Source organism: Paenibacillus sp. FSL H7-0735 (genome assembly GCF_038008505.1).
Classification (GTDB): domain Bacteria; phylum Bacillota; class Bacilli; order Paenibacillales; family Paenibacillaceae; genus Paenibacillus_AQ; species Paenibacillus_AQ odorifer.
Genome location: NZ_JBBOZH010000001.1, coordinates 3531385 through 3557696, shown reverse-complemented (window position 1 = coordinate 3557696; position 26312 = coordinate 3531385). Strand labels below are relative to the sequence as shown.

Annotated in this window: 23 protein-coding genes; 8 read left to right on the top strand and 15 right to left on the bottom strand. The window is 41.7% G+C overall.

The genetic code is table 11. The annotated features are described in order from the left end of the window. Positions 1–83 precede the first annotated feature (83 nt). Positions 84–1169, top strand: coding sequence for a helix-turn-helix transcriptional regulator (locus tag NSS82_RS16230; protein WP_076272522.1), 1086 nt, complete (start codon positions 84–86; stop codon positions 1167–1169). Between the two features lie 78 nt (positions 1170–1247). Here the strand turns inward: NSS82_RS16230 and NSS82_RS16225 are convergent, their stop codons facing one another. Continuing rightward, positions 1248–2771, bottom strand: coding sequence for an MDR family MFS transporter (locus NSS82_RS16225; RefSeq protein WP_076134921.1), 1524 nt, complete (start codon positions 2769–2771; stop codon positions 1248–1250). A 276-nt stretch (positions 2772–3047) separates the two neighbouring features. Here NSS82_RS16225 and NSS82_RS16220 point away from each other — a divergent pair, with 276 nt between their 5' ends. Further along, positions 3048–3470, top strand: coding sequence for a MarR family winged helix-turn-helix transcriptional regulator (locus NSS82_RS16220; protein WP_370511170.1), 423 nt, complete (start codon positions 3048–3050; stop codon positions 3468–3470). Between the two features lie 80 nt (positions 3471–3550). Here NSS82_RS16220 and NSS82_RS16215 read toward each other — a convergent pair whose 3' ends face one another. From NSS82_RS16215 to NSS82_RS16190, 6 genes are all read right to left on the bottom strand, one after another. Next, positions 3551–3892 (bottom strand): DUF1801 domain-containing protein, encoded by a 342-nt coding sequence (locus NSS82_RS16215; protein ID WP_076134925.1) that lies wholly within the window; start codon positions 3890–3892, stop codon positions 3551–3553. Positions 3893–4183: 291 nt separating this feature from the next. Beyond that, a complete protein-coding gene (locus NSS82_RS16210; protein WP_076272521.1) occupies positions 4184–7696 on the bottom strand; it encodes a discoidin domain-containing protein in 3513 nt (1170 codons plus the stop codon). Positions 7697–7986: 290 nt separating this feature from the next. Next, complete coding sequence (locus NSS82_RS16205; RefSeq protein ID WP_076105652.1) at positions 7987–8346, bottom strand: DMT family transporter; 360 nt, start codon at positions 8344–8346, stop codon at positions 7987–7989. Between the two features lie 17 nt (positions 8347–8363). Further along, positions 8364–8690 carry a DMT family transporter gene (locus NSS82_RS16200; RefSeq protein WP_038570894.1) on the bottom strand — a complete coding sequence of 109 codons (327 nt, stop codon included), beginning with the start codon at positions 8688–8690 and terminating at the stop codon, positions 8364–8366. Positions 8691–8703: 13 nt separating this feature from the next. Further along, positions 8704–9237 carry a TetR/AcrR family transcriptional regulator gene (locus NSS82_RS16195; RefSeq protein WP_036677976.1) on the bottom strand — a complete coding sequence of 178 codons (534 nt, stop codon included), beginning with the start codon at positions 9235–9237 and terminating at the stop codon, positions 8704–8706. Between the two features lie 116 nt (positions 9238–9353). After that, positions 9354–9830, bottom strand: a complete 477-nt coding sequence (locus NSS82_RS16190; protein ID WP_076105651.1) for a GNAT family N-acetyltransferase — start codon at positions 9828–9830, stop codon at positions 9354–9356. Between the two features lie 123 nt (positions 9831–9953). Between NSS82_RS16190 and NSS82_RS16185 the strand changes: the two genes are divergently transcribed. The 3 genes from NSS82_RS16185 (at position 9954) to NSS82_RS16175 (ending at position 13095) form a co-directional block, all read left to right on the top strand. Beyond that, on the top strand, positions 9954–11621 hold the full coding sequence (locus tag NSS82_RS16185; protein ID WP_235219401.1) for a ribonuclease J: 1668 nt from the start codon (positions 9954–9956) through the stop codon (positions 11619–11621). A gap of 236 nt (positions 11622–11857) precedes the next feature. Continuing rightward, positions 11858–12727 carry a helix-turn-helix transcriptional regulator gene (locus NSS82_RS16180; protein ID WP_076105650.1) on the top strand — a complete coding sequence of 290 codons (870 nt, stop codon included), beginning with the start codon at positions 11858–11860 and terminating at the stop codon, positions 12725–12727. Positions 12728–12771: 44 nt separating this feature from the next. Then, a complete protein-coding gene (locus NSS82_RS16175; protein WP_254924499.1) occupies positions 12772–13095 on the top strand; it encodes a DUF5823 family protein in 324 nt (107 codons plus the stop codon). 106 nt (positions 13096–13201) lie between these two features. Here NSS82_RS16175 and NSS82_RS16170 read toward each other — a convergent pair whose 3' ends face one another. Continuing rightward, on the bottom strand, positions 13202–14758 hold the full coding sequence (locus NSS82_RS16170) for an ABC-F family ATP-binding cassette domain-containing protein (protein WP_036677991.1): 1557 nt from the start codon (positions 14756–14758) through the stop codon (positions 13202–13204). A 232-nt stretch (positions 14759–14990) separates the two neighbouring features. Between NSS82_RS16170 and NSS82_RS16165 the strand changes: the two genes are divergently transcribed. Next, on the top strand, positions 14991–15575 hold the full coding sequence (locus NSS82_RS16165) for an AAA family ATPase (protein ID WP_076105648.1): 585 nt from the start codon (positions 14991–14993) through the stop codon (positions 15573–15575). Between the two features lie 342 nt (positions 15576–15917). On the opposite strand, the gene NSS82_RS16160 is transcribed toward NSS82_RS16165, so the two are convergent. From NSS82_RS16160 to NSS82_RS16130, 7 genes are all read right to left on the bottom strand, one after another. Next, positions 15918–16805: an RsiV family protein gene (locus NSS82_RS16160; protein WP_076105647.1), complete on the bottom strand. Its 888-nt coding sequence runs from the start codon at positions 16803–16805 to the stop codon at positions 15918–15920. A 1-nt stretch (position 16806) separates the two neighbouring features. Then, positions 16807–17313, bottom strand: coding sequence for an RNA polymerase sigma factor (locus NSS82_RS16155; RefSeq protein ID WP_038570883.1), 507 nt, complete (start codon positions 17311–17313; stop codon positions 16807–16809). Positions 17314–17403: 90 nt separating this feature from the next. Further along, the gene (locus tag NSS82_RS16150; protein WP_076105646.1) at positions 17404–19269 is read right to left on the bottom strand and encodes an acyltransferase family protein; all 1866 of its coding nucleotides are present in this window, start codon (positions 19267–19269) and stop codon (positions 17404–17406) included. A 172-nt stretch (positions 19270–19441) separates the two neighbouring features. Then, positions 19442–20512: a stalk domain-containing protein gene (locus NSS82_RS16145; RefSeq protein WP_076272519.1), complete on the bottom strand. Its 1071-nt coding sequence runs from the start codon at positions 20510–20512 to the stop codon at positions 19442–19444. Between the two features lie 72 nt (positions 20513–20584). Further along, positions 20585–21046: an NUDIX hydrolase gene (locus tag NSS82_RS16140; RefSeq protein ID WP_052097483.1), complete on the bottom strand. Its 462-nt coding sequence runs from the start codon at positions 21044–21046 to the stop codon at positions 20585–20587. A gap of 36 nt (positions 21047–21082) precedes the next feature. Then, on the bottom strand, positions 21083–22882 hold the full coding sequence (locus NSS82_RS16135; protein WP_038570877.1) for a vWA domain-containing protein: 1800 nt from the start codon (positions 22880–22882) through the stop codon (positions 21083–21085). Between the two features lie 2 nt (positions 22883–22884). Beyond that, positions 22885–23946 carry an AAA family ATPase gene (locus NSS82_RS16130; RefSeq protein ID WP_076105644.1) on the bottom strand — a complete coding sequence of 354 codons (1062 nt, stop codon included), beginning with the start codon at positions 23944–23946 and terminating at the stop codon, positions 22885–22887. Positions 23947–24203: 257 nt separating this feature from the next. Here NSS82_RS16130 and NSS82_RS16125 point away from each other — a divergent pair, with 257 nt between their 5' ends. Together NSS82_RS16125 and NSS82_RS16120 are read left to right on the top strand one after the other, a co-directional pair. Beyond that, positions 24204–24632: a MarR family winged helix-turn-helix transcriptional regulator gene (locus NSS82_RS16125; protein ID WP_036678010.1), complete on the top strand. Its 429-nt coding sequence runs from the start codon at positions 24204–24206 to the stop codon at positions 24630–24632. A gap of 29 nt (positions 24633–24661) precedes the next feature. Continuing rightward, complete coding sequence (locus NSS82_RS16120) at positions 24662–26296, top strand: MDR family MFS transporter (protein WP_076099291.1); 1635 nt, start codon at positions 24662–24664, stop codon at positions 26294–26296. Positions 26297–26312: the final 16 nt, after the last annotated feature.

Here is a 26312-nt window from a genome sequence, read left to right as displayed (position 1 = left end):
CAATTATACGGATATGCTTTATATTCACTATCCCATAAATGTGGGATACCTATTTTTATACTCCAAGACTAGAGGGCTTACCTATGAAAACCATAAGACAACTTAATCATATTAAACAACAAATCAGAAGGTTAGGTGCTATTTCTGATTCTTCACATAGCTACCGTACTTCATTACTGTCGATTTTACGCGAGGTTGTACCCTTTGATGCTGCCTGCTGTACCCATGTTGATCCACAGACACTACTCTCGACAGGTGCGGTGACAGAAGATAACGTGGAATCCATTCATCATCACTTGTTCCAGATCGAATACGGTGAAGAGGATATTAATCCCTATGAGCAAATGGTTCATAGTAAAGTGCACGTAGCTACTTTATATGAAGCAACCGAAGGGCAGCCAGATTTAAGTGCTCGCTATCAAAAAGTACTGTCTCCGTCGGGATTTGAGGATGAATTACGCGCTGTACTTGTTCACGGAGATGCGTGTTGGGGGTATCTGACACTTTACAGAAAATCGGGTCAGCCTGTATTTTCACGGGAAGATTGTGAGTGGATAACCTTAATGCTTCCTGAGATTGCCGCAAGAATGCGGGCTTACAGTCTTGACTTGCCTGAGAGAAATCAGACTTGGCTGGAAGAAGATTACGGTTCAGGAATTGCCGTCCTTTCTGATCAACTAGTGCTCCTCTCCTCCAATCCTACAGCAGACCGCTGGTTAGAGAAACTTCGTTCATTAGAAAAAATTGATCACCATATCCTGCCACGACCAATTCGGGCGGTGAGCACACAAGCAATCAATGGTCCCTTTGAATCTTCGGGGATGGCTAAGTCCTGTATCCGGATGTCAGACGGACCTTATCTAGTGATCCGGGCTAGCCGGCTTCACGCATACGACGGTCAGACGCAAATTGCTATTTCATTCGAGCCTGCACGTCCAGCAGATATGCTTCCTATCATTGCAGAAGCGTATGATCTGACGAAACGGGAACAGCATTTACTTGAAGGAGTAATTCGCGGATTATCTACTAAAGAATTGGCTGCTGAGCTACATATTTCTGCTTACACGGTTCAGGATCATTTAAAATCCATTTTCGCTAAAGCAGGTGTCAGCAGCCGTAGAGAGCTTATCTGGCATTTACATTCTCGATATAGCATTTCAGAGAAATAGGATCGCCGAGCTTCTTATCAAAAAAGCCCAAGCCCTTATTAACAAAGGACTTGGGCTTTTATTTTATCTTTTATTTCCTTAATGCGATGCCGTAAATTCTTCCAGCTCAGAAGCAGGATCAAACTTCTCCCTGCTCATCACAAATGCTGCCATTAGAGCTATAACTGATGGAATAATCGCCCAAGCAAAGGTATGAACAAGAGAGGAAGATAATCCTTCGGTGATTTTATCAAGAACCTCAGAGGGAATTTTGTCCCGTGTGTCGGGAGTCAAAATTGTACTTGGATCACTTAGATTAACACTTTCTGGTGCCGCTCCTCCCTTACTGAACATGGAAGTTAATTTATTCGAAAAAATGTGACTTTGAATAATACCAAATACCGTAATACCAAGTGTCATTCCCAGCTCCCGTGTGAAGCTAAGTGTCGAACTTGCCGAACCCCGTTGTCTTGCTGTAAATCCATGAATCGCTGCATTGCTTAAAACAGAAAATGATGAACCTATGCCAAGACCCACCAGAAACATAAAAATAGTGACCATGAACCGGGAGGAGTCTGGTGTTAGTGTGGTAAGCAGAGCAATACCTGCAACAAGGAGTACTAACGTAGAAATCATGATCGTGCGATAATTAAATTTAGAGAGCAAGAATCCTCCGCCAGCAGCAGTGATAACAGAACCAATCATCATAGGAAGTAGAACAAGCCCCGAATTTGTAGCAGACCCGCCAAGAACCCCTTGAATATAAATTGGAATGTACACCGAGGCTGTAATAAATGCCGCTCCGCTAAATATCGCCATAACATTACTCGTAGAATAGAGACGATTCTTGAACATGCCAAAGGTAATGATAGGCTCTTCTGCACGACGTTCGATAACAATAAAACCAATTAAAAACACAACAAAAGCCATAAACAATCCCAGAATCATTGTCGAGTCCCAAGCATATTTCTTACCCCCGAGCTCAATCGCAAACATGAGACAAAGGATTGAAGCTACAAGTGTAAAAGCCCCAAGATAATCAATTTTCTCTTTGGAATGCTCAACAGATTCTTTGTAGAAGAAAGCGATCATAAAGAATGCAATAACACCAATGGGTAAATTGATATAAAAGACCCAAGACCAATGAATATAATCCGCTATATAAGCGCCAATAAGGGGACCAAAAATACTGGAAATACCATAGGCAGCACCGAATAACCCACCGATTTTCCCCCGTTTTTCTGGGGCCACTACATCGAACATAATCGTGAATGCAATAGGAACGAGTGCGCCTCCACCAATACCCTGAATCGCCCGATAAATACTAAGCTGGACAATAGAATTTGCCGTACCACATAAAGCTGAACCAATCATAAAGACAATAATACCGAAAATAAAAAATCGCTTACGCCCATACATATCCGATAATTTACCGAAAATCGGCATTCCCGCCATCTCAGCTATCATATAAGCGGACGTAACCCACATCAATTTGTCAAAGCCGCCAAGGTCACCTACAATGGTTCCCATTGCGGTTGCAAGTATAGTATTATCCATTGATGCCATAAGTGTAGCCAACAATAGAGCTACTATAATAACCCCAACTTTATTTTTCTTTTCCATGCTCCTTTTTCTCCTCCACTTTTCCCAAATGTTTAGTTCTACTCTAATTGTTAAAGGATTGTGCACAGGCTTCATTCCAAACCACGTGATGTTATACCCTTTGCAAATTAGTGAATAATTCGATAAAATCAAGACAATTAATTAGATGTTCATCAAGCATCTTGTTTATTAATTATCTTGATTATCAAGATATAAACATTTTAAAAGGAGGGTCCTCTTTTGTCAAGAGATCGGCACAATCAAGTTACAATTCAGCAGGAAGACTTAACTTTACGCATGCGGGGCCTAGGCAGCCGAACGGTTTTGTATCAGCAAAAAGTAGCAACTTCTTTAGGGTTATACAATAACGATTTTCTATCTATAGATATCCTTCATGAAAAAGGTCCTATCACCGCCGGCGAGCTATCCAAATTAACTGGACTTACTACAGGCAGCATTACCACATTAGTTGATCGACTTGAAAAAAATGCTTTTGTTCGCAGAGAACATGACCCCAAAGACCGTCGTAAGGTGATCATTGTTCCTTTATATGAGAATAGCGAGGTTGGAAATGCCTACCTTCCTTTGCACACTAAGATGGTTAAACTGGCGTCTTCCTTTACTGAACAGGAGCTTGAGTTGATAACAACATTTTTAGGCAAAGCAAGTACCATCCTGGAAGAGCAGATTCACTATCTCAGCACTACAACGAGTAACTAAAACTGTATAATCGTCAAAAAGGACGATATCCCATGAAGTCAAATGACTTTGAGATATCGTCCTTTTAATATAAGTATGGATCAAAGAGAAGCTGAAGCTTGAGCAACTAAAGAGACCAACTGTGCAGAATCAAATGTGTCTCCTTTTCGAAGCTTCAGGGTTTTCCTTTCAGGTGGTCCCTCAAATGCTCCCTCTGGAAGCGTTAGCTCGGTTGTATTAAAGATTACAAAGCTGACTGCGTCTTTTGATATCGAGATGGCCGCAGCGTATTTTCCATTTTTCAAAAAATGAGGTTTCTTATACTGAATACGTTCCTGCACATCCGGTATAGCCTGATGAACAACCTCACGTAGTGAGGTGGACAACTCCACCTGCCATGATTCTTTTAGCGCTTCAATAAAATCGATTACTTCCTGATTCATTTTTCATCTCTCCCTTTAAGTAATTAAATGGTTTGCCTGAATAAGCGCAGTAAGTTGTTTTAACAAAATCAGGAGGTCCTTTGAGATCCGACGCATCTGCTATGACGAACTTAAGATGATGAAATCAACACATTTGCAAAAGATTTTCAAAATTTAATAGTTTAAATCCCCCATATATTAATTTCTTGGTCATGTAGTCATTATCCTTCTGGAAAATTAGAGATATCCAGCTCGTTACAAGCTAAAAGGGAAAAGCTCCTAAGAGCTTCTCCCTTAACCTCGTACATAAAATTAATGAATCGTTAGATTAAAACCGCTCTGAATATAATTCAGATTCGGATAAGCAATGTTGGAAGTTGTCAGGTTATTAAAGGTTGCCGCACCATTGCCCGTATAGGTGTAAATAGCTGCACCTTTATGTGGACCTGAGAACCGTGAAGTTGTTATTTCATCAAGTCCTGTACCGTTAATGTTGATGTTGTTGAACACGATGTTCTCGAATCCACCACCATATCCAAATTGAATCGCATCACGCTGGGTATTAATGATGTCTATGTTGTTAAATGTAACGTTCTTGATAGCATCATTTGATGCTTCAAGATCAATTGCGCCACGTTCACCCCCATAAAGATCTTTACTCGTGCCACTGTTAATAATGGTTGTGTCTGAGAAAACTACACCCGTATTATTCTGGAAATGATAACCTGGAAAAACGGTATTCATACGTATGCCGGAACCACCAACTGTATCAATGATATAGTTATGATCAGCCTTATGACCACTTCCTCCAAAGAAAGCAATCGCTGCCGCACGCCAGTTATTCTCAATGGTGTTATACGAGAAGGTATTATTCACACCAGCAGGTGCACCATTGGTGTTACTGGTCCATACTGCAAGACCATCGTCACCATTATTTCGCACACTGCTATTGCGTACAATTGAATTGCTAGTTCCTTGCGAGAAGTTGATGCCGTCTGCAAGATTGTTCCGAATCCGACTGTTTTCAACTACCAGCCCGGTAGCATAAATCGCAGGTGTATGAGCGTAGTCGCCTACCCACATTCCGCATTCAAAATGCTCTACCCAGACATCATGGATAATAGAGTTGGTTCCAAAGTTATCCATAAAACCTTTGTAAATTGCATTTTGTCCATAACGTGAGCGCAAATTAGAATTCATATAAACATTGCTGAAATCTAGCTTACCTGAAATACGGAGTGAAATACCCCCGCCCGCAGCATTAGGATTGGTGAACTGAATATTGGTGTGCCAGAGACCAGCACCAGTAATAGTGAGGTTATTGATCATATTGCTAGCAGAACCAATCTCCCACATACTGCTAAGATTAAAGGTTCCTGCTGGAATATAAATAGACTTTCCGCTTGCCACGGCTGCATTTACAGTAGCTTTAAAAGCTGCCAGATCATCTTGTCCGTCGTTTGCCACAGCACCGTAATCTGTTACAGATACGGAGTTAGCTGGGCGGGCAATTGCTGATGGAACAGATTCAATTTCAATGAAATCCACACCATATTCCAAGTTATCTCCATTGTTCTTCTGGATTCGAATCTTGTCCCCAGGTTGGAGGGGTGTATCCATCTTCCAGTGAACTTCATCAAAACGGAATAGTGGACGTCCTGCACTAGGTGTATCGCCAGGCATATCACCTGAGAAATACTGCCAGCTGTAGTATGAGGTTAAAGAAACTGTTTTTACTTTCGCTCCATTCACATACACATCCAGTGAACCATTCAATCCCATCCCATCTGCAGAGTCAGGCATTGTAAATCTCATCGTTACACCTGCGCCGCCTTGACCCTGTCTGACCGTCCACTCTAAGTTCGAACCATTCGAAGGAAGAGCTATATAACGCTGGCCAGAAGCTTCAGAAGCGAGTAATGCCTGATCAAAGGTTGGCGCCGATTTCAAGGTCGCGCCACCCCCGAGAGTAGCATCCTCGGTATCATATCGACTATACGGCATGCTTGCACCACGCGCAGCATAGACAACGAGATTAGAAACACTTACATTATTCGCTTGCTTGGCAGCTATCTCATTAGCATCCACTTCAACAGTAGTGGTGACTGTGTAGTTACCATTAATCGCTGTCCAAGTCCCTGGAATCGCAACATTAACTGATGCCCCCGCTGCTAAGGCACCGTTATAAGATCCATTATAGGTTTGAACAGTGGAACCCGCAGAGTTTTTTAGAACAACGCTTATACCATGTGAACCACTTGCAGAGGCAATGGTTCCTTGATTCTTAAGATTTACATTGAACGCTACATTGTTATTAGCAACAGGATTACTTGGTGTCCATGTAACAGTTCCCACTAAGTCAGAGCTGGACACTGGAGCGATAATAAGTGACGCTGGGTTCGTGTAGCTGTTATTCGCTTCATTTTGTTCGATAACTAGGTTGTCTTCATCAACTTTGGCACTAACTGAATACGTTGCGGCAGGCTTAACTCCTGCGGTAAGTGTCATCGATGCTGTTGTCGATGCTCCAGTTGCTAGTACACCTACCGGAGCTGAGCCTACAAGCTCATTATTTAAATAGAAATTAACAGTAGTAGCTGGAGAGCTGGCATTGCCGATATTCTTTACGATTGCGTTCAGCGTAATCGCATTAGACTCGACCGGATTCGTTGGTGACCAGGACATGCCAGTAATCACCAAATCCGGATTCGGAGCTGGAGTACCGTATACTTCAAATTCGGCGATCTGTCCAGCTGGAGCACCCGAGTTGGCAGTAATATTAAGCTGTAGACGTTTGACAGTTGCGGTAACAGGAATGGTTACTGTATTTCCTGAAGCTGGATTAAACGAATACGATTGTGCTGACACCAGATTCCCAAATGTCGTTGTGTTTTGATTGTGACCGAGCACTTGAATCGTCTGGGTACGTGCTCCCCATGCAGCGGCTGGATTTAACTTTAGAACGATTGAGGAAACATTGTAGTTTGACCCCAGGTCAAGTATCAATGAACTAGGATTACTGCCACCTTCCCAGTATGTGTTGGTGTTGTTGTCATTAGCATTTGCTGCCACAAATGATTGCGTATTAGAGGATGCGGTAATCGATTTGCCAACCGCGATATTACTGCCCGTAACAGGTGTTGGTGTGACAGTTGGTGTGGCTGTTGGCGTTGGTATGACTGTCGGTGTGGCTGTTGGCGTTGGTGTGGCTGTTGGCGTTGGTGTGGCTGTTGGCGTTGGTGTGGCTGTCGGTGTGGCTGTTGGAATTGGTGTGGCTGTCGGTGTGGCTGTTGGCGTCGGTGTTGGTGTGCTAGCTCCATAAATTTCGAATTCAGATACTTGCGCTGCCGGCCAACCCGTATTGCCTGTTACATTCAGGCGTACATAACGAGTGCTGGTTGCTGAAAAATCAATCTTAACGGTGTTCCCTCCTGCTGAAGGATTGAACACATAATCAGCTGAACCAACAATGTCAGTGAATGTAGATCCATTTGTGCTGCCTTGAACGGCGAGTGTTTGCGTACGCGTCTCCCAGCCCGTTGGCAGCTTCAATACGATTTGGTCAATACTTGTCTCTGTACCGAGATCAACTTGGATCCATTGCGGAAATGCATTATTGCTGCTTTCCCAATACGTCTCTTGATTGCTGTCTTTCACATTGTTTGGACTATACGTTTGTGATTGACCGCTAGCCGTTACAGTTTTGCCCAGCGTCAAACTCGCGCCACCAGAGGCACTAACAAATGTGAACGGACCCGCTGCCAGGTATAAACTTGAAATCAACAGGGTTACTACAAGCGACCATACGACATACTTGTTGCGCATTATAATCCTCCTCTTAAAGTAGATTATCACTAATGTGTCGCCCTATCTGAGTGCTCAAATGATAGCGTTTACATTTAAATTCATCTCAGAGCACATTAAATAACAACCGATCCTCCTTTCAATGTGAGACACTTTCATTATAGAGAAAGAACAGTTCAAGCTATAAGATGTAATTCTACGGAAAAGATATGTGATACCAATATCGCCAAACTACCCTAAATATGGAATCTATCAACATCACGCCAATCAAATATAGGCCTGATTTCTCAGGCCCTTGTTTTTTATAAAGATTAGCTTGTGGTTTTAAGTTCTTTTTCATTAGCTGAATCTGGAGAGTTTAATAAAACTACACCTCCAACTATTAATACTATGCCTGCAAGTGTAAGCACACTAAATGGATCCCCCCATATTACTATGCCAACGATAGCGGTTAGAACTGTACCTACACCTGCCCAAATCGCATAAGCTAAGCTTAAAGGTAAAACTCTGAGACTTATAGACAAACTATAAAATGCGATTATAAAACCAATAATAACACCTATAGTAGGCAATATTTGTGTGAACCCTTCTGACATTTTCAGCATAGTTGTACCTATTACTTCGCTTATAATAGCTACCCCTAGTACCCAAAAACCCTTATTCTTGTTCATAACATTTCCTCCAAGCTCTAATGAGATCCACCAGAAAGTTTCATAATGACTACTCCACCAATGATAAGAATCAGACCGAGTAATTTCTTCAGATTGAATTTTTCTTTATAAATGATTACTCCTATTAACGCAGTTAAAGCCGTACCTACCCCCGACCAAATAGCATAAGCCGTCCCTAGAGGAATCGTTGAAAGCGCTAAAGAAAGACAATAAAAGGCTGAACCCATGCCGAGTACGACTCCTATTGAAGGTAAAATCTTTTTAAACCCGTTAGAAACTTTAAGCATGGAGCTACCAAATACCTCGCAGATAATCGCTGTTGCCAGTAACAGATATGAATTCAACAATAGCCCCTCCTTACTCCGTCATGTTTATTAATTCTTGAATCACTTTACTGCGTAACTCCTTATCTAAAACTCCTAATCCGAACATTTCTGAATACCATAAACCGTCCGCTGCCAGCCTGACAATCGTTGAACGTACAGGATCTATTCCATCGTTCTCTATATTGTTTTGCCATACTGAGTATTGATCTTGAAATTTCTTAAGGATATCCGGATTCGTAAAAAGAGCAGCCGAAAGCGCTGTGCTAATCTCCTGCTCTTCCTTAAGATCGTCGTCAATCGCCTGAACAAACGCTCGTCCCCACTTCCCCGTTTCTCTAGATGCATTCGCTACTCTTTCTTGAACATTACTGAAAAAATCGCTTGTTAACTCTTCCACCATACTTTTTATTAAAGCTTCCTTATTCGGAAAATGGTGCAGCAGTCCACCTTTACTGACCCCGGCTTCTTTGGCAACGGCTTCAAGCGTAAGCTTCTCCACCCCATTATTTTTAACAACAATAGAAGCTGCTAATAAAATACTACTTCGTTTTGAATTACTGTTCACGATAATCACCTCTGTTATTTACTATACCGTCTGGACGGTTTTATTGTCAAATAAAAAATCATTATCTTAGAGCAAAAAAAGCCTGGTAATCCAGGCCTCCAACATTTTTAAATCAATTACATTAAATTTTTAATATACCAAGCATCACAAGCAAAATGCTCCGACCCAGCAAGTGGTTTTTCTAATAGCTCAAATCCATTTTTTGTGTAGAAACGGTTGGCTGCGTGCATGTTTTGCAGTGTCTCCAAATAACATTGGTTGTAATGAAGCTTGGCAAAGTCCAGCGCTGTATTTAAAAGTTCGTTGGCTATCCCGTTACCTCTAATCGACTGAGATAAATACATTTTTTGCAACTCACATATCTTGTCATCATTCCCGAAAGGAGCAATTCCACAACCTCCCAATACTTCCCCTCCCTCTTCAACAACCCAATAAGCCCGATTCTCACTATGATTATAATAATCAGATAAATGATGCAGGCTGTCATCCTCCCAGACGAGACCCGCGCGATTCCCGCCAAACTCAATTAGGCAGTCCCTGATGACCTTTTCAATGGAGCTATTATCTTTCATTTGTAATAGTCGGATATTCATGAGTAACGTTCTCCTATCTTTCGATTAGCTTTCTTCAGTTATTATATTGTATCAGCCTTCAGAATGGATAATTATAATGGGAATCAAACATAATATAGAGAAATTTATTTAGGAGGGGCTTCAATGAAAATGGCAGCTAAGCAGCTCTCGATTGCAGCATTAGGCGGGGTTCATGAAATCGGTAAAAATATGTATATCCTGCAATACGCAGATGACATTGTCGTTATTGATTGCGGCTCTAAATTTCCAGATGAAAGTCTTTTAGGAATTGACCTAATTATTCCTGATGTTTCGTATTTATTAAATAATATTGATAAGGTACAAGCATTGGTGGTTACTCATGGACATGAGGATCATATCGGTGGGATTCCTTACCTGCTTAAACAGTTGAATATCCCGATATATGCTTCCCGTTTAACCCTAGGATTAATCGAAAATAAACTTAGGGAACATGGGATTTTACGACAAACGAAACTCCATTGTATTGATTCAGAATCTACTTTAACCCTGGGTGCCATTACTACAACATTTTTTAATACAAATCATAGCATTCCAGATTGCCTTGGCGTAGTATTCGATACACCTGAAGGTACCGTAGTTCATACGGGAGACTTCAAATTTGACATGACGCCCGTCAACAAGCAGTATCCAGATATACATAAAATGGCCGATATCGGTAAAAAGGGTGTAAAGATCCTGCTGTCAGAAAGCACCAATGCTGAGCGCCCTGGCTTCACCCCTTCTGAGAAGCTTGTTGGCGCTCACATAGAAGAAGCCTTTTTAAAAGCAGAACGTAGAATTTTTATTTCTACCTTCGCCTCAAATGTACATCGTCTACAGCAGATCATTGATGCTTCTCATTTAACTGAACGTAAATTGACCTTACTAGGCAGAAGTATGGTTAATGTAGTCGGAGTAGCCCAAGAGCTCGGTTACTTAAACATTCCGGACAATATGCTGATCGAACCTGCAGAAGCTGCTAAGCTTCCTCCGGCTCAGGTAACTGTTTTATGTACAGGCAGTCAAGGAGAGCCCATGGCCGCCCTCTCCCGCTTAGCGAACTCAAGCCATCGATTGATGGAGATCCAGGCTGGGGACACGGTTCTGCTCGCAGCCAATCCCATCCCAGGAAATGAAAGAAATGTTTCAAGGATTGTCGATAATTTATATATGCTGGGTGCTAAAGTCATCTATGGTTCACGCAGTGAGCTTCACGTCTCAGGGCATGGTAGCCAAGAGGAACTTAAGCTAATGCTGACTCTAATGAAACCTGAATACTTTATTCCGATCCATGGTGAATACCGCATGCTGCATCATCACAGCTTGTTAGCGGAGGCGGTAGGCGTCAAACCAGAAAATATCTTTATTCTAAAAAATGGGGACATCGTCGAGTCATCGTCTGGTGTTGTCCGCCAATCCGGTCGAGTGACTGCTGGGCAAATTCTAGTGGATGGCCTTGGGATCGGTGATATTGGAAATGTTGTGCTTCGCGATCGTCGCCAGCTGTCAGCAGACGGCATACTGATTACGGTGATTACACTGAGCCAAACCGATGGACGTCTATTAAATGAGCCGGACACCATTTCCAGGGGATTCGTTTATGTCCGTAACTCCGATAATTTAATGGACGAGATCAACCAGCATGTAACATCGACCCTTAAAAAGATGAACGAAACTGATCTCGGCCAATGGAATATCATCAAGCAGACCATCAAAGAATCATTAAGTAAGTTCCTATACGAGAAAACGAAACGGCGTCCAATGATCCTTCCAATCATCATTGAGGTTTAATGTAGGAATGCATCCAAATAGATATTGGCGGATTCTCACTCCATTATGAGTAAGAATTCGCCTTTTTGTGTTTTATAGTTTTAATACTCTTCTTTTATATATTCTGCTGATAGTATTAGATTCAGGTGCAAATTTCTACATACTGAAGTACAACTAAGCAAGAATTATCAAAATCCCTTTAAATAGATGAGGTATATTAAGACCAGAACAAGGAGGTGATCAGGCTGTATTACAAGATGATTCACAATAGTATTGAATTTATTGAGAACCATTTGGAAGAAGAAGAATTGAATCTGGACAGAATTGCGAAAGAGGCTGGATTCTCCAAATATCATTTCCACCGGCTCTTTCAGAAATATGTCGGCAAAAGTGTAGCTGAATACATTCGTTCCCGCAGGTTGAGTTCTGCTGCCCAACTGCTGCTCTATTCCGAAGAACGCATTCTAGATATTGCACTTCTTTATGGTTTTGATAGTCAAGAGGCTTTTACAAGAGCTTTTAAAGGACTTTATGCTCTCCCCCCAGCCCAATACAGGTCACAGATAAAACTATTGATTCAGGAAAGAGAGGAATTTACCATGTCCGAAATTAAAGGTTGGTTCATCACCGGAACATCTCCCAGCAAATATAAGGCATCATTAGATATGCAGATTTACCATAAGGGAAGGAACTCTGTATCACTGGAATGCGCAGAAACTGAACCACTCGAAGGGAACGAATTCGGTACTCTAATGCAGCAGTTTGACGCAAAAAATTATCTTGGGAAACGGATGCGGTTTGCCGGCTTTATCCGGACCGAAGAAGTAAGCGACAGGTGCGGCTTATGGATGCGTATTGATGACAAGCTCCAGAATATGCTGGGTTTTGACAACATGCAGTACAGAAGTATTAAAGGAACTGCTTCCTGGAATTTTTACGCTTGTGTGCTGGATATCCCGGCAGAGGCGGATTGTATCAACATAGGTATTCTCCTATCCGGATCCGGAAAGATTTGGCTGGATGACTGCACCTTTGAAGAAGTAGGCCTGGACGTTCCCGTCACTGATTCCCGTGCACGGACAGAAGAATTTCCGACGGAACCGCAGAATCTGAAGTTTGAAGCCTAAAGTTTGCTTACCGGCGGAAAGTTTTGAGGAGTGATCTATTGTTTGTGTTAATTATGGAAATCATGAAGACGACCATTCAATTTTTGACGGATTTGTTATCTGGGAATCTGCCAAAATACTTTTACCTCTGGTGTGGTCTATTTATGCTATTTGTAATCATCTACGCCTATCTTGAGGTACGGATGAAGTATAAATCAGTCGATTTTATAAAAGGCATCTGCATTGAAAGTGTCTCCCATCTTGCAGGCTGGATCATCGGTATCCTAGTAACCTTGTGTAGTTACATTATCCATCCTCAGTGGTGTTTTTGCGTTACTGTTCAAGATTTCTCAGAGAGATGGAATCATTGCCTCAGACGCCAATTTTAATCGTCACAGTTAATGCAGATGGTGCCTCGGGATAAAAAAACAGGATACCCTTCGGAGAATCGAAGTAAGGTATCCTGTTTAAGATTCGTTAATTGAACTCGTATACTTAGAATACTTTCGTCGTCCAATCTTCGCAATTCCAGATATCTGTTACGATGTCCTGATAAAAATCGGGTTCGTGAGAAATCATAAGAATGCTTCCTTTGTATGCTTTTAGAGCGCGTTTCAGTTCATCTTTGGCATCGATATCCAAGTGGTTTGTCGGCTCATCTAATACGAGAATATTGGTTTCGCTATTAATGAGCTTACATAGACGCACTTTGGCTTTTTCCCCACCACTTAGAACAGCAATCTTACTCTCAATATGCTTCGTAGTTAATCCGCATTTAGCAAGGGCAGCACGTACTTCGAATTGTGACAGAGACGGGAACGTGTCCCAGATTTCCTCAATACAAGTCTTGTAATTGCCTTCCTTCATCTCTTGCTCAAAATAGCCAATCTCCTGATGGTATCCACGTTCTACCGAACCGGACAATGCAGAGATTTCACCTAAAATGCTGCGCAGCAAAGTTGTTTTACCAATTCCGTTTGCCCCAACCAACGCGATCTTCTGTCCACGCTCCATCAGCAAATTAAGCGGTCTGGACAATGGAGAATCGTAGCCGATAACCAATTCTTTTGCTTCGAAAATCATCTTGCCCGCAGTTTTACCTTCTTTAAAGTTAAACTGTGGTTTCGGTTTCTCCTTGGCAATCTCGATGATCTCCATCTTGTCGAGCTTCTTCTGTCTGGACATCGCCATATTACGGGTTGCCACGCTGGCTTTATTACGAGCTACGAAATCCTTCAGCTCTGCTATTTCTTGCTTTTGACGATTATAAGCAGATTCAAGCTGTTGTTTTCTCATTTCGTAGACTTGTTGGAATTGCTCATAATCACCCACATAACGGGTCAGCTTTTGATTTTCCATATGGTAGATCAGGTTGATAACGCTATTCAAGAATGGCATATCGTGAGAGATCAGAATAAAGGCATTATCATACTCTTGAAGATAACGTCTCAGCCACTCAATATGCTGCTCATCCAGATAGTTGGTAGGCTCATCGAGGAGCAAAATATCTGGTTTTTCAAGCAATAGCTTCGCAAGCAAGATTTTGGTACGTTGACCACCACTAAGATCGGCTACATCACGATCCAATCCAATGTCAGTGATCCCTAGTCCACGCGCAGTTTCTTGTACTTTCGCATCAATCATGTAAAAATCTTGATTTGTAAGTGTATCTTGGATGGTACCTACTTCTTCAAGCAGCTTTTCCAGCTCTTCAGGTGAAACGTCACCCATTCTGCCGTACATATCATTCATCTCTTGCTCCAGATCAAACAGGTATTGAAAGGCACTTCTGAGTACGTCTTGAATCGTCATTCCTTTGGTTAACACAGCATGCTGATCGAGGTAGCCAACACGCACCCGCTTGGACCATTCGACTTTACCCTCATCAGGTTGCAGTTTGCCTGTAACAATATTCATAAAAGTGGATTTTCCTTCGCCGTTAGCGCCGAATAATCCGATATGCTCGCCTTTTAGGAGACGGAATGAAACATCCTTAAAAATCGCACGATCCCCAAAGCCATGACTTAATCCTTCAACATTTAATATGCTCATTTATGGACACCTTTTTCTTATTTTTCTCGCTATATTATAAGCAGGATTAACTAAAAACTCAATGGAGAAGCAAAAAATTATCATTTTTCAGGCTAATTTGCGAACAATTTTAGTTTTTGTGGACCGTCACTTGCCGAGATTAGGTTTGCGCTGGCGATCGCTCGTCATCTTTTATATGATAGTATGCATAGATACACTTTGGAGTTGACTTGAGAACTAAGGAGAATTAGAAATGAATAAACTTGTATTTTTTCTTGGTCCAGCTGGAGCAGGCAAAACAACGTTAGCTAAAGCGATTGCTTCGCGGCGCAAAATACCATTTTTCGATATGGATATTCTGCTACGGCCTGCTGCCGACGCCATAATGACTTTACACGGACTGGATCCGGCAGATAGAGACTCAGCAGAGTACAAAAGGTTATGCCGCGATTTAGGTTATCGAATCACTATGGATGCTGCGCTGGATAATATAGGCTTGGACGTCGATGCTTTTGTGGTTGGTCCCTTCACCAAAGAGGCGGCCAATCCTGACTGGATCAGCAATGAGTTAGTTCGGATCGGACGTTCCCTCCTTGATGTTGAAGTCAAGGTTGTCTTGGTAGGTTTAGCCAACGAGGAATTGTACCGGGAACGAATTCAAGACAGACAATCACCACTAGATGAATGGAAGTTCCAGCATTGGAATGAATTCCGCACTTCTCTTGGCAACCGTACGGTAGCATGGCCGCTCCCGGCTGAAAATATTGCGTTGATCGATAATTCTAACCCGGATATTAATGCTACCGTTGCGGCAGTAGAGCGATTTATTTACGTCTAAACTTTCGGACCCAGATGACGTTATTTCCGCTTTTATCAGCTTTTGCGCAGAGCTTCGGACCCCAGTGCAGCTATTCGTTAGAAAAGAGTGCTTGAGGAGTGTTTTTCGTGCCAATAGCGACGATGTGGTCCGTTAGGATTGCAAAAGTGCGATAATGCTGCGTTTAGGGTCAGCTGAGTCCGATAGCTGCTGCGTCCCCCGTAAAATAATGACATCAAACGATGTTTAAGGCTTTGACAAAGAGTTTTGGCTAAACTTTCGGACTCAGATGACGCTAGTTCCACATTTATCAACTTTTGCGCAGAGTTTCGGAACGCAGATGACGTTATTCCCAGAATTCTTTTATTGAATATACTTCTGACTGACCAAATCATCAGCAAGCACCGCGGTTGGTATCATAAATTCAACGGAGCCCATATAACCCGGTGCGACATCGTATTTATTAAACACAATCACAAGCTTACCTTCGGTATTGATATAAAAGCTTTGATCCTTCGTAATGGATGTAAACTGATCCGTTGGCACATCATCGCCATACTCAGGGATCCAGTAAACTTTTTCAGAGTCTGCTTTCATTTGAGCAATCATCTGTTCTTTAATATTTTCGCTGATGCGCTCAATGTATTGATCATCTTTAAATAACATTGGTAATGTAATAAGGATCTGATTTTCTTTGTCTATCGTATCAAAAGTAACTTCCATTGAAGATGAACCAGCGGTTTCCTCAACATATCTGCCAATGGAGAAAATATGCTCATTATCCGTTTTCACTTCATAACCAACATCCAGCCCCAAATGGCCCCCACCTTGTTCCTTCAACGCTTCGATCTCCGCTTGGAACTTTTCGTATAGTGCTTTATTCTCACTTAAATATTTGCTGTTCAATCCAAGCTCCAGTTCTTTGTTTTCCATATCCGTTACGGCTGGAACTTTGATATTAGCATCGTAGTTCTCTTCTTCTACAACGTATTCTTTAATAGTTAGCACTTTTATTATCCGATCAACGCCTGGGATGGAAGATAATGCACTAGCTACGGTTGTACTGGTGTTTATGGCTACTAGAAAAATAACTGCGGCCGCGCCAACACTAGCCACCCACTTAGTTGTTGTGTGTTTTTTTCTATTGGCTTTAAGTGACTGCTTTATAGAGCGGTTTACAATCAAATCAAGTTCATCCGGAATGGGAATATCGGTATACTCTTTATGTAATTCTTGTATTCTTTCGTCCATCTTACTTTATCTCCTTTAAGGCTTCATCATTCAGCTTCACTCGCAATAACTGAAGGGCCTGATACAGCCTTGTCTTTATTGTATTGGTGTTCTCATTAAGAACTTCAGCCACTTCATTAATCTTCATATCCTCAAAATATCTAAGCACGATCACACTTCGGTATTTCGCCGGCAGCTCTTCCAGTGTTCTTTTCAAATCCATATCTGTATAGTTATCCTCAACAGCCGGACTATAGGTTTCTATTATCTCTGGCTCCATCGTCTGAACCTTCTTGTTTCTGCGCAAAAAGTCTAAAGAAGTATTCACGACAATCCTGTAAAACCAACTTTTCACGGCATCGTGATCCTTTAGCAAATCCATTCGTGTCATCGCTTTATAAATAGAATCCTGCACAATGTCGAGGGCATCCTCTTTGTTTTTCACATAACTGTAAGCAAGCCGGTATACATTTTCTTTGTTTTCTTTGATACATCGCGTCAATATTTTCTCGGTTTTCCTATTCAACATGGTCGATTATCCTTCTCTGTTTGTGATCTGGTGTTGTAACAGGAGTAAGACGTTTGGTGAGTATAAAAAAGTTTGGAGATTCCAAATAAATTATTTATTTTCTTTTTCCAAAGCTTTAATTAGAATTGATGCATAATACTTGGCACCCTCACGTTTCAAATGAACACCATCTTTGTAGAAGTAGTCGTCTTTTCCTTCACTAGCTGAGTACCAGTCTACTATGGTCGTATTCCTGAATTCACTGGAAACTTTTGAAAGGGTGGAATTCACAGTCTGCTCCCACTTTCTCGGCACACGTGTATTGACCAAAATAATCTGCTCCGCATCGCTTAACGAATTTAGTAGTTTACGTAATTGCTTGGAGTTAAAAGCTCCATTCGTCCCCAGCTCAATGATCATCCGCTTCCCTAACCGCCCTTGTGCTCTAAGCTGATCAACCACCTCCTGTGCCTGCAGCATCTGTCTGCCGACCTTTCCATCGATGACAATACCAGGGAGACTTTCTACCAAAAATGGTGCTGCATCCAAAATGACAGAATCACCAATGGCCGTAATATTCTTTCCGGTTTGATTTTTCCCGGTTACCGCAATGTTTCCTTCTGGTTCAACTTGTTTCTCTTCAGTGTCAGGTTTTTGCTTTTCATCATCAGTCGTATCTTTTTCTACGGGTGGTGCCAATGAGTTGTGAGCTATTGGATCTTGCGCTGTTCCCTCTTGCTGTACATTCTGCTTATCTGCAACTTCGATTGTAGGCGTGTCAGATTCAGCATTGGATAAATATCCATTGCAGGCAATCGGAATAAGAACCAAAAAGATCATGGTCATAAGAAAGACTGGGCGGTAGCTGCGGCGTTGCTTTGCACTCCAATTGTTCCAAATATCTCTTAATGATCTCCGACGGAGCGGCTCCTCCACATATTTGTATGATAAGGCTGCCAGTAGAAAACTTCCTGCTAACTGAAGGATAATACGAAGTACGCCGCTCTCATCTGGATTCCCATTAGGGCTGGTAAGAATAATTACGGGATAATGCCAAAGGTATAAGCTATATGAACGTACACCTATCCATCGCAAAGGTTTGCAGCCCATTTTCCGGCCAAGAGAACTGGCAGGATGAGCAAGCACGGCAATCACTACTGCAGTAATGATAGAGATGATCAAAAATCCACCACGATATAGTGATTCATCAAATTCGTTAATCCGGTAAACTAGCACCATTAATACCAGCAGTCCCAGAGCACCAATGATATCAAACATATAACGAGATCTTTCTGTGACTGTATTTTTAAGTTTCTGACTAGGCCATGCAACGGCAAGCGCCGCTCCAACTAGAAGTGCAAATATGCGAGTATCTGTTCCATAATAGACCCTGCTTGGATCTGTGCCCGGTACATAGAACATAGCCATGGCTAAAGCTGAGACAGCAGCACAAGCCAGAATCCAGGCAATAAGTTTACCTCGACGAGGTATGATCTTTAGTCCTAATACGAGCAGCAGCGGCCATAGAATATAAAACTGTTCTTCAATAGAAAGTGACCATAAATGTCCGATCGGTGAAGGAGGACCAAAGCTTTCGAAGTACGAAACATCATGAAATATTAACCACCAGTTATTAACGTAAAATAGTGATGACATGAAATCTCCTGTCAGCCCATTTAATCTCGTGGGATCTATGATTAAGAGCCATAAGGTGACAACGATCAGCATGACTATCGTCGCCGGCAGCAACCTCCGTGCTCTACGTATCCAAAAGTCCAGAAGGTCCAATCTTCGATGACGCTCCCATTGGTTAATGATTTGGTCTGTGATGAGATAACCCGAGATCACAAAAAAGATTCCCACTCCCAGCAGTCCACCCCCAGCCCATTTCAAATTCAAATGATAGGCTATGACAGCGAGTACAGAAAAAGCTCTTAGTCCATCAATTCCAGGCATATAACGCTTGTTGTCATTCATTCTGTTTCAGTCCTTACCCTTAATTTGTTGTTCATAGTCAGGACGCAGGAGTAGCACAAAAAGTTCTTTTAACTGGTTATTCTGTTATCAAAAGTAAAAAAAACACCCGCGCAAGAATTACCCTGCGGGATGTTTTTAAAAAATCTAACTACTTTCACAAACTTCTAAAAGGTTATTTCTGAACTACAACCTGTAGAATTTCTGATACGAATTGAACAGGTACATAGGTTTTGTTATCTTGCAGAACAGGGGCAACACCTAAAGCTTTAGGAGTCATTTTTGCGAAGAAGTATGAATCTTTGTTAAGCGTAACACTTGTCCACTGTGCACCTTTCATCAATTCAGCGGTTTTGGTAGACTGATTCCATTTCAATTCATAGTTTAGTTGACTGGCCACATCACGAAGCGATACCATGCGCACGCCTTTCTTATTCGTGAAAGTAGCTACTTTTTTCAAATCTAGCTTAGTTGTATCCGTTGAACTATGATTTAAGCTGAACCGAAACTCTGGTGAACCTACATAACCTGGCGCAATGCTGTATTTAGGGAATACGATTACTAAGTTACCTTTATCGATATAGAACGACTGCTCAGTTGAAGTTCCTGTGTACTCTTCTAAGAAATACTTATCTGAATCCTTTTTAATTTCTGCCAGAATGTCTGCATCGAGCTTCTCTTTGTAGTTAGCGCCCAGTAGATCCGTTAGTGTAACAGGTTCTGCCTCAGCTATATTTTTCACATTATAAGTATCGATCCGCGGCATGCTTGTTCCACCTTCAGAACCTTCAGTAGTAACAGTCAAGGAGATAACGCCTGCTGGAGAACCTGTTCCATCTGATTTCAGATCATAAGTAATGTAAAGAGTATAAGGATGAAATTCCATTTGATCAGCCTGTGCTTTTTTGCCCATTTCTGCAGCGTCTTTCTCCCACTGTGCCAGATCCTTTTCAGCATGAGAGAGGATAATATCGTTCAGTTCATCTTGATAATGAGTATCCAGCATTCCTGTTAGCTGAGGTACTTTTAAATCTGCAATCAGGTATTTACTTGTTGTGTTAAGTACTTTTTCTTGTACTTTAATGCCAGCAAGGGCTGGTATCTTGGACGGTAAAGCCGCAGAAACATTAGCTGTTACTTGTGTGGAAACCATAGCATGAACCGGTAAAGAAGCTGCACTCACTCCCATAATGGCTACACATCCCACTGCACTCATTTTAAATAGATTTTTTGTTCTTTTGTTCATATCTCGTCATCCTCCATCTCTATTTATAAGTGCCTTCCGATGACACTCATTAGCTAGGACGCAGGAGGACCTCTAAAAAGTTTGCTGGTTTTCTAATTTAAATATAATTTCTTCAACTTCTGTACCCCGTAACTCTACGTAAAAAGGCTGTACCTCATCATTTAGACAATACTCCAGCCGCAGTCTGAGGTTTTTCCATGTGACCATTTCTAATGCTTGTTCTATCGAGAAAAACCCAACTTCTAAGCTCTCGGAACTAGTAGCAGGTTCGCCGCCGATGGCATTCCCTAGAAATAGGTTAGTACAAATAGATCGATCAACATTTTGAAAAACTCCGCAGAACTTATTAATCTCTATATCAATGCCCGATTCTTCTTTGGCTTCCCTGATTGCTGCTTCTATAAGGGACTCCTCCTCTTCAACCTGTCCGCCTGGCATCTCCCAGCCTCTACGTGGACCTTTTATTAATAAGATTTCTTCTTGATCATTGAATACAACTGTAGCTGCTGAAAGAATATGTTTGGGGGGATTCATATCCATTGTTACCTCGCTCTAAATTTATTCTAAGCCCTAATTAATTCTGAATACAGGTCCTTTGGGTGAGAAAGGCAAGTCATTACCCTTGGGCAAAATATAAGCATGGTCTCTTTTAAGGATCAGCTTGTCACAATAACCATCTGTAATAATTAGAAGCGGTCCTTTTTTCGGGAAATCCTCAGCTTGTTGAATCAAATCAATAGCTGGTTGTAAGATCGTTCCCCCTCTTCCCTTCACTTGTACCCGATCCGCGATAGCCTCGGGGGGCATGTAACCTGCATCATAAGGACAAGCATCACAAAAGATAATCCGTGCAAAAGGAACATCACGAGCCTGCGCATAACTTGAAATAGCCCCTAATGCTTTGGCCAGAAGTTTTTTATCCATTGAGCCTGAGGTATCTAAAATAACTCCAAAAGTACGGCCATCATCTGCAGCACCGCTATGAACCCACTGTGGTCGAGGGATATCAGGCGTAGAAGATTGACGTCTGCTAATTCGTGAATAAGATCTGGTCTTCTCAAGCGGTGAAAAATAATGATCAAACCACCGTGCAAGCTCTACATCCCATTTAATAGGTGGCTGGCCCAGCGCTCTAATCTCTTCAACTAGGCCTGATGGCAAAAGACCGCGACTTTGCTCTTCATGATACATAAGTCCCTGTTGCATAGCATTTTTACAGAAATCATCTAACGTTTGTCCTTCTCTCGCATCCCAAAAACTTGATGAACCGTTATCTAAAATGTCACCAAGTCCATTCCCTCTCAAGGTTGCCAGTTTCTTATAAGTGCGGATATCTCCGACCATACGATCATAAATCGTTTCAGCAGATAAACCTTTAAGCTCAGGATCTAATAAGAGTCCAATTCGCGGATACTCCCCTACACTCATTTCCACTAGCCATAAATTTATAACGTAGTCACAAGCCACATTCCAAAGATAATGATCTCGACCAAGACATCGCTCGTGATGCTGAAGCCCCGCATGCAGAAGCTCATGCGCCATCACGAAAATACACTCCTCATCGTTTAGTCCAGCTGCAGGGTTCATGAATATTTTGCGATCAATAACGTCAATGGCAGCTATGGAAATATCTAATCGCCGACATATCGCTGGATCTTCTATAATCTCAAAGCCGGCGGCAAGCGCTCCTAATAAAGGATATCTGTCCATAAACCATCGTTTTGCCCGTTGTGGAGCTGTTAAAGAAAGTGCAGGGTCACTAATAGTATTAGCATGTCCTCCAGCAACACTTACTGCATTCGTCACAGCATTAGATAACCCATAAGCAAAATAGGCTTCCCAATCCGGTGCTTTTCCCCAGTATCTTTTGGTGGCATCTCTAACATTCATATCCAGTTTTGAAACACCCGCAGTCCCAAAATATCTGGAGTTGTCCGGAATTCCTTTTATCATAAACTGCTCGTAAAGCTGTTGTTCATCTTTAATTGTAAGATCAATTCGCGACTCCATATCTGCGGGTATTTTCCCAAACTTCAAGTCATTTAAAAACTTTGCTATGTACACATCACATGCAACGTTCCACGCCACTTGATTCTCTTTAATCTTTAAATGTCCAAGACCTAAATGAAGAAAACAATGTGCCAAAACGTACATCCATTCAGCAACCTCGCCACGCCGTTTAGGATGAGTGTAAATATAACCGTTATTAGTGACAATTGCCCAGCCGTCTTCAGGATAGGGACTATTTTCATTATGAATAATCGAAGCTCGAACAGATAACGGCGCAAAAATAGGATGATCCGCGATTAACGAACATGCTTCGTTAAAATTTTTCAAAGCGGGATTATCTGGAGTTGTTTTTTTAGCCATATTTACCCCCGCTCTTTTATTGCAAGACGTGGTAAATCACGTACAATTTCAACCATTAACCAATCTGGAATATTATCACTTTGCTCCTGCTTAGCAACTACTAGCTGTGCAATTTCAAAGCTAATGACGGACAGGTCTTTAATCAGCTTTTTAACCGTATGTGCAAATTGGCGATGTCCATCTCGTACGTTATCTTTAATCGGAGGGAGTTCTTTGATAATCTGGGCACGCAAGGATTGCGCCAGAAAATACAGGAGATCCCGATCTTCTGGAGCCGTTGGAAATGAGGATTTACCATCTATAATTTGATTAAGTTCATATTTTCCAGTTAGATTTTTATAAAAAGCCCTGAATTGTGTGGCGTGAGAAGGTGTCAGTGAGCCATTCGCTAAAATCCCCACGGTATCCACATTTACATCATCGCCAAACTCATGTAGTGCATCACTAAGCATATGCCAAGAGCGTGGCGTGGAGAAAGGCTCTTCAGTCTTTGGAGGTGCACTCCACAAATGATCGGGACGCAATTCCAGATATTCAATAACCATAGGATGAATGCTATGCTCATATGCCCAAGAGATCCAATTCTGAAACGATACATTTAACTGTATATGGAACATCCGATTGATAAGCGCGGAGGACATAGGTTTAACAATTGCACTATCTTGTGCACGGTTACCAGCTCCTATTACTATAGAGCCCTCAGGTAGGTGATAATCGCCGATGCGGCGTTCGTGGATGAGACTATAAAAAGCTTTTTGCACCTCTTGAGAACAGGCATTAAGCTCGTCTAGGAACAAACAATATGGTTCATCCCGAGCAATCATTTTTGGAGGACAGAATTGGCTCTTACCGTTAACGATTTGCGGGACTCCAATGATGTCTTCAGGTGCTAATTGAGAACCTAATAGTGACACACAAGGAAGACCCACCTGATCAGCAAAAGCTTCTACTAGCGAAGATTTCCCAATACCAGGCGCCCCCCAGATAAAAACAGGGCGAATCACAGAAACGTTTAGAAGTACTTGCATAAGTTGAATAGGTGTTACAGGAGTTGCTAGATTCAAATAAATGCTCCTTTTTAATGAAATAATAATAAAGATAACTATACACAGTATAACAAATAATTCATTAGCTCAGGAACGAACTTCAACAACAACACTCTATTTCATTCGAAAAAAACAAACCTTTTCTTGACGAGATATAAAAAAGGATGATATATTGTTTCACGCTTTAATAATTAAGTAGTTAATCATTTAGTTGTTATCTAAAATTTAATGGAATTACTTATTCCGCCCTATTTCATAACTTTAGGAGGCGTGATTTGGCTAATAATGAAGATTTTCTTCAGATTTCTACTATGTTCAAATCCTTTTTAAAAGGAATCTCCCAAGATTGGAACAAACAAGACTACCCCTTAAATATTACACAGTTCAAAACCCTCAGGACTTTATCTAAGAACGGTCCACAAAACGTATCACAGATTGCTGCAGCTCTGGGTATTACCTCAGCAGCAATTACAGGCGTAACAGACCAATTAATCGCTGAAGATTACGTAAATAAGGAACGCGCCAAAGATGATCGAAGGGTTGTACACATCACCATTACGCAGAAAGGAGAAGCAACGATTAAAGAGGTGCAGGAACGCCATCAAGAACTTATGGAATCTTACTTTAAGATACTGCCCGATGAGGATATTGAGCATTTAAGAAGAATTTTCGCAGTAATAATTTCTGATTTAGACAAGAGATAAAATTTAAAAAGTGGCGGGGAAACAATCAAATGGAACATTTATCCAGCAAACGAAAACTTAGTATTATGATAGCAATAATGGCTGCAATGCTGTTCGCAGCGATTAATCAGACAATTACAAGTACTGCTATGCCGCGTATAATCGCAATTCTTGATGGCATGGATTACTATACTTGGACTATTAACATTTACTTATTAACATCAACAATAGCAACCGTTCTTGTCGGTAAGTTATCTGATATGTTCGGACGTAAACCCTTTCTATTAGCAGGTATTCTCTTATTTATGGTTGGGGCTTTTCTGACAGGTACATCTTCCGATGTTTATCAATTTATCATTTACCGTGGGATTCAAGGGGTAGGTGCAGGTATTATTCAATCCACCGCATTTACTGCCGTAGGTGACTTATTCCCTCCGCGTGAACGTGGTAAATGGATGGGGTTGATGATGGCAGTATTCGGCTTCTCCAGTGTGCTTGGACCAACGCTTGGAGGCTTTTTGATTGACAATATGGATTGGCATTGGCTGTTCTGGATCTTCCTACCGCTTGGTGTAGTAGCCTTCGTGATGATTCTTACCTTATTTCCTAAAGGCAAACGCGGGGAGTCAACAAGCATAGACTATTTAGGTTCCTTGCTAATGACAACTACCATCGTGCCTCTACTGCTTGCCTTCACCTGGGCAGGTACAGAATATGATTGGGGTTCTTCGCAAATTCTCGGCCTGTTGGCGGGAACGGTCGTTTCGGCACTTCTCTTTATTTTGGTCGAATCCAAAGCTAAAAATCCAATTCTTCCGCTTCATCTATTTAAGAATAGCGTAGTTACCATATCTAATATTATTGGTTTTATTATGAACTTCGGTATGATGGGAGCTATGATCTATCTTTCCTTCTTCGTACAAGGTGTTCTGGGGATCTCCGCGACATATGCAGGGTATGTTACTATGCCAATGTCGATCGTTATGGTTGTAGCCAGTGCCCTTACCGGACAAAAGATGGCGAAAAAAGGGAAGTATAAACGTTACGCATTAATTGGAATACCCATTATGATTGCTGGTATGACAATTATGGTATTTATGAATAATGTACCGATGGCTGTCCTAAGTATGATTGTGTTTGGTCTTGGGTTAGGATTGGGAATGCCAGTATTCTCACTAGCTACTCAAAATGCGGTTTCACACACAGAACTGGGTGTAGTAACGGCCTCCTCACAATTATTCCGTAATTTAGGCGGTACGATCGGTATCGCAGTCATGGGTACCGTTATGTCAAATAGTCTTACCAAAAACTTGAAGGAAGCTCTGCAATCGTCATCAGCACCGGATTTCACACAGATAGATCCAAAACTTGCTGAGCAAATGCTCTCCTTCGCTAATCCACAGGCATTAATGAACAAACCATTGCTTGAACAGACTCAAGCTAGTCTGCCAACCGATGTACAGCCTATCTTCTTACAAATGATTGAGGGTATCCGTGACGCTTTAGGACAGACATTGTCATCCGTGTTCTTAACCGGGACCATTGTGCTTGTTGTAGCTTTCGTGCTTGTCTTCTTCCTGAAGGAGCTTCCACTTCGTACTTCTAACCAAATGCCAGTTCCTGAAGAAGCTGAACAGGACCCGTCAAACATGAAATCTTCAAAACTTGCAGTGGATAAAGCCTAACCGCAAATTACTTTGA

What these genes read in the sequence shown, in the direction of transcription:
- NSS82_RS16230 (WP_076272522.1), top strand. Translation starts at nt 84, where the DNA reads ATGAAAACCATAAGACAACTTAATCATATTAAACAACAAATCAGAAGG.
- NSS82_RS16225 (WP_076134921.1), bottom strand. Translation starts at nt 2,771, where the DNA reads ATGGAAAAGAAAAATAAAGTTGGGGTTATTATAGTAGCTCTATTGTTG.
- NSS82_RS16220 (WP_370511170.1), top strand. Translation starts at nt 3,048, where the DNA reads ATGCGGGGCCTAGGCAGCCGAACGGTTTTGTATCAGCAAAAAGTAGCA.
- NSS82_RS16215 (WP_076134925.1), bottom strand. Translation starts at nt 3,892, where the DNA reads ATGAATCAGGAAGTAATCGATTTTATTGAAGCGCTAAAAGAATCATGG.
- NSS82_RS16210 (WP_076272521.1), bottom strand. Translation starts at nt 7,696, where the DNA reads ATGCGCAACAAGTATGTCGTATGGTCGCTTGTAGTAACCCTGTTGATT.
- NSS82_RS16205 (WP_076105652.1), bottom strand. Translation starts at nt 8,346, where the DNA reads ATGAACAAGAATAAGGGTTTTTGGGTACTAGGGGTAGCTATTATAAGC.
- NSS82_RS16190 (WP_076105651.1), bottom strand. Translation starts at nt 9,830, where the DNA reads ATGAATATCCGACTATTACAAATGAAAGATAATAGCTCCATTGAAAAG.
- NSS82_RS16185 (WP_235219401.1), top strand. Translation starts at nt 9,954, where the DNA reads ATGAAAATGGCAGCTAAGCAGCTCTCGATTGCAGCATTAGGCGGGGTT.
- NSS82_RS16180 (WP_076105650.1), top strand. Translation starts at nt 11,858, where the DNA reads ATGATTCACAATAGTATTGAATTTATTGAGAACCATTTGGAAGAAGAA.
- NSS82_RS16170 (WP_036677991.1), bottom strand. Translation starts at nt 14,758, where the DNA reads ATGAGCATATTAAATGTTGAAGGATTAAGTCATGGCTTTGGGGATCGT.
- NSS82_RS16165 (WP_076105648.1), top strand. Translation starts at nt 14,991, where the DNA reads ATGAATAAACTTGTATTTTTTCTTGGTCCAGCTGGAGCAGGCAAAACA.
- NSS82_RS16160 (WP_076105647.1), bottom strand. Translation starts at nt 16,805, where the DNA reads ATGGACGAAAGAATACAAGAATTACATAAAGAGTATACCGATATTCCC.
- NSS82_RS16155 (WP_038570883.1), bottom strand. Translation starts at nt 17,313, where the DNA reads ATGTTGAATAGGAAAACCGAGAAAATATTGACGCGATGTATCAAAGAA.
- NSS82_RS16150 (WP_076105646.1), bottom strand. Translation starts at nt 19,269, where the DNA reads ATGAATGACAACAAGCGTTATATGCCTGGAATTGATGGACTAAGAGCT.
- NSS82_RS16145 (WP_076272519.1), bottom strand. Translation starts at nt 20,512, where the DNA reads ATGAACAAAAGAACAAAAAATCTATTTAAAATGAGTGCAGTGGGATGT.
- NSS82_RS16140 (WP_052097483.1), bottom strand. Translation starts at nt 21,046, where the DNA reads ATGAATCCCCCCAAACATATTCTTTCAGCAGCTACAGTTGTATTCAAT.
- NSS82_RS16135 (WP_038570877.1), bottom strand. Translation starts at nt 22,882, where the DNA reads ATGGCTAAAAAAACAACTCCAGATAATCCCGCTTTGAAAAATTTTAAC.
- NSS82_RS16120 (WP_076099291.1), top strand. Translation starts at nt 24,662, where the DNA reads ATGGAACATTTATCCAGCAAACGAAAACTTAGTATTATGATAGCAATA.